The 3,595-nt window shown below is 65.2% G+C and carries 6 protein-coding genes; 1 reads left to right on the forward strand and 5 read right to left on the reverse strand.

Annotated features, from left to right (window positions below):
• From AC1DS3_RS36620 to AC1DS3_RS36630, 3 genes are all read right to left on the reverse strand, one after another.
• On the reverse strand, positions 1-522 hold a 522-nt coding region (locus AC1DS3_RS36620), incomplete at its 3' end, for an RrF2 family transcriptional regulator (protein WP_477129131.1).
• Positions 523-643: 121 nt separating this feature from the next.
• Positions 644-1,438 carry an SDR family NAD(P)-dependent oxidoreductase gene (locus AC1DS3_RS36625; RefSeq protein WP_477129132.1) on the reverse strand — a complete coding sequence of 265 codons (795 nt, stop codon included), beginning with the start codon at positions 1,436-1,438 and terminating at the stop codon, positions 644-646.
• A gap of 80 nt (positions 1,439-1,518) precedes the next feature.
• Complete coding sequence (locus AC1DS3_RS36630) at positions 1,519-1,653, reverse strand: OmpA family protein (protein WP_441640403.1); 135 nt, start codon at positions 1,651-1,653, stop codon at positions 1,519-1,521.
• Between the two features lie 38 nt (positions 1,654-1,691).
• Between AC1DS3_RS36630 and purT the strand changes: the two genes are divergently transcribed.
• The gene (purT, locus tag AC1DS3_RS36635; protein ID WP_441640404.1) at positions 1,692-2,897 is read left to right on the forward strand and encodes a formate-dependent phosphoribosylglycinamide formyltransferase; all 1,206 of its coding nucleotides are present in this window, start codon (positions 1,692-1,694) and stop codon (positions 2,895-2,897) included.
• A 50-nt stretch (positions 2,898-2,947) separates the two neighbouring features.
• On the opposite strand, the gene AC1DS3_RS36640 is transcribed toward purT, so the two are convergent.
• Together AC1DS3_RS36640 and AC1DS3_RS36645 are read right to left on the reverse strand one after the other, a co-directional pair.
• Complete coding sequence (locus AC1DS3_RS36640) at positions 2,948-3,340, reverse strand: PIN domain-containing protein (protein WP_477129133.1); 393 nt, start codon at positions 3,338-3,340, stop codon at positions 2,948-2,950.
• A partial coding sequence (locus AC1DS3_RS36645) for an antitoxin (protein WP_477129134.1) occupies positions 3,337-3,595 on the reverse strand: 259 nt, incomplete at its 5' end. The genes AC1DS3_RS36640 and AC1DS3_RS36645, both read right to left, overlap by 4 nt.

The raw sequence follows: 3,595 nt of genomic DNA on the forward strand, positions 1-3,595 counted from the left end.
ATCGCGCTCGCCACGCCGGTGGGTGGCGCGGTCGGCAAGCCATCGCACTACGTGCGGGCCGAAGTTGGCTGGCGCCTTGACGAGGGTCCGCTCGGCGAGATCGGCAAGCGTGTGCTTGGCCAGTTCCTGCCGCATCGCCTTTTGTGCCGCCTGCATGACGGCATCGATGGAGCAGGTGCCACGGGTGGCCCAGGCGGGCGGCGATGCATCGAACAGCGCGCAGCGCTCGCGGATATCGCGGCAGTCGAACAGCGCCTTGTCGCCGTCGATAGCTTGCACGACATCCATGACCGTGATCTTTGCCGCCGGCCGCGCCAGCGTGAAGCCGCCGCGAATGCCTTCGGTGGCCACGACCAGGTTGGCCTTGGCCAGCTTGGTGAACAATTTTGCGAGGTATTCGGCAGGGACGCCTTGCAGCTCGGCCAGGTCGCGCACGCTGGCTTCCTTGACGCTTGCCGTCGGGTCGGCGAGGAACAGGAGGCAGTGCAGTCCGTATTCGACGCCCGTGCTGATGTGGGACATAGCTTAACTAAGATAGATTGAATCGTAGTTCAGCCTATACAGATTCAGCGCGAAGCGCAAGCGTCGGGAACGGCCAGCAGGCGCGGCCGCATGGCCGCGCAAGTAAGGCTGCGCGCAGGACTCAGGCGATCGTATCCACGACCCCGCCATCCACGCGCAACGCGGCGCCGGTGGTGGCCGAAGCTTGCGGGGAGCAGGCATAGACGATCATGTTGGCGACTTCTTCGACGCTGGCGGCACGCTGGATGATCGAGGTGGAACGGTGTGTCTTGACGAAGTCCGCTGCCACGGCTTCGGCGGATTGCCCTGAGCCTGCAATGGCATCCTTGAGCATGTCGGTGACGCCTTCCGACAGCGTGGGGCCTGGCAGCACCGCATTGACGGTCACGCCGGTACCGGCAAGCCGCTTGGCTAGCCCGCGCGAGACCGCGAGTTGCGCGGTCTTGGAAAAGCCGTAGTGGATCATGTCGGCGGGGATATTCAGTGCCGATTCCGACGAGACGAACACGATCCGTCCCCATTTACGCTCGGCCATGGACGGCGCATAGGCCCGCGACAGCCGCACGCCCGACATGACGTTGGTCTCGAAGAATCGGGTCCACTCGCTGTCGGGGGTCTCAAAGAAGTCCTGCGGCTGGAAGATGCCAAGGTTATTCACCAGCACATCCACCCGGGGATGCATCGCTACCAGGCGGGCGCAGACCTCGGGGGCGGCAAGGTCGCCGACGAAACCCGTCACGTCAGCGCCGGCAACAGCGGCGCGCAGCGCTTGCAGGGCCTTGTCCACCGTGGCCTCGCTGCGCCCGTTGACGATGACGCTGGYGCCCGCGCCGGCGAGCCCCTTGGCCGTTGCGAAGCCGATGCCGGCGGTGGATCCTGAAACAAGGGCGATCTTGCCCGTGAGATCAATCTTCATGGTCATTCCTTGGGAGGCCTGCCGAGAGCAGGCCGACTGACCTAGTGTATTGGCTCCGTGGATTTCGGCAAGGTCGTCCTTCAGGCGGCCACGCGCACCAGTTCCACCCTCCGGTTCTTGCCGCGGCCTTCCTCGCTGGCATTGTCGGCAATCGGCTTGCTGGCGCCAAAGCCCTCCGGATCGCCGGCCTGCCTGGGCGCGCTCTTTCGGTCCACGTACAATCGCTCCTTTTACTTGATCCCAAGGGTCCCACATGACCACTATCGGCACCCCTCTCTCGCCCGGCGCGACCAAAGTCATGCTGCTGGGCTCCGGCGAGCTCGGCAAGGAAGTCCTGATCGCGCTGCAACGGCTCGGCGTTGAAACGATTGCGGTGGATCGCTATGCCGATGCGCCTGGCCAGCAGGTGGCGCACCACGCGCGCACCATTTCCATGAGCGACCCGGACCAGCTCAAGGCGCTGATCGAAGCCGAGAAGCCGGACCTGGTGGTGCCGGAGATCGAGGCCATTGCCACGCAGATGCTGGAGACACTGGAAGCCGCCGGCGTGGTGCGCGTCATTCCCACGGCGCGCGCGGCGCGCCTGACCATGGACCGCGAAGGCATCCGCCGCCTGGCCGCGGAGACGCTCGGCGTGCCCACCAGCCCCTACAAGTTCTGCGACTCGCTGCAAGAGCTGCAGGCGGCCATCGATGGCGGCATCGGCTACCCGTGCGTGGTCAAGCCGGTAATGAGCAGCTCCGGCAAGGGCCAGAGCAAGATCGACGGCCCCGCCGACGTCAAGGCCGCATGGGACTACGCCATGGCCGGCGGCCGTGTCAGCCACGGCCGCGTGATCGTGGAAGGCTTCATCGACTTCGACTACGAAATCACGCTGCTGACGGTGCGCGCGATCGGCGCCGACGGCCAGGTGGAAACGCAGTTCTGCGAGCCGATCGGCCACGTGCAGGTCAGCGGGGATTACGTGGAAAGCTGGCAGCCGCATCCGATGCATCCGGCCGCGCTGCAAACATCCCAGCAGATTGCGCAGGCCGTCACCGCCAACCTGGGCGGACAGGGCCTGTTCGGCGTGGAGCTGTTCGTCAAGGGCGAGCAGGTCTGGTTCAGCGAGGTCAGCCCGCGTCCGCACGACACCGGCATGGTGACCATGATCACCCAGTGGCAGAACGAGTTCGAGCTGCACGCGCGCGCCATTCTCGGCCTGCCGGTCAGCACGGCGCTCAAAAGCCCGGGCGCCAGCGCGGTGATCTATGGTGGCGTGGATGCGCAAGGCGTGGTGTTCGACGGCGTGGACGAGGCGCTGCGCGTACCGCAGACCGAGCTGCGCCTGTTCGGCAAGCCGGAGAGCTTCACCAAGCGCCGCATGGGCGTGGCGCTGGCGTATGACGCCGATGTGGAAGCGGCCCGCGTGCGCGCCAAGGATGCAGCAGGACGTGTGAAGCCGCGCGTGGCAGGCTGAGCGTATCGCGCGAGGAGGGAGAGAGCCAGCGCGCGCGCTCTCTCTCGGTATCAGCCCTCCCAGTCCTCGACGCGCAGGCCAGCTACGCGTTGAAACTCGCGGGTGTTGTGGGTGACAAGTGTCAGGGCGCGGGCGCGGGYCTGGCCCGCAATCAGTACATCGTAAGGACCAATTGGCGTGCCGGCTGTGGCGAGCGCCGCTCGCAACTCACCGGCGTGGCGCGCATCTTCGCGGTCGAAGTCCAGCACCTCGAATTGCAACCCTTCGACCCGAGCGAGGTTTTCCGTGGCGCGTTGGCTTTTGAACGCGCCATAGAATAGCTCGTGCGCCACAATGGCCGGGATGCCGAAATCTTGCGGCTGGTGTTGCCGCAATCGTTTCAGAAAGCCTGCGTGACCTCTCAGGAGTGCAATGACGGCATTGCTGTCGAGCAGGAATTTCACTTAAAAAAATCCAGTTCTGGCCGGCTCTGCTCCGCGGGCTGCTCGCTTGCCGCCTGCGCGAAGTCTTCGTCCAGCGGGCCGACGATGGGATCCAGCCACGCCCAATCGCTGACAATAGGCTCCAGGATGACGGCGTTGCCATGGCGGCGAATGCGCACCTCGCTTGCCTCGAAACGGAAGTCTTTCGGCAAGCGTACGGCTTGTGATCGTCCAGACCAGAAGATTTTTGCGGTATCCATGCGCACTCCTGTTGAG

The organism is Cupriavidus sp. 01L46 (genome assembly GCF_056399905.1).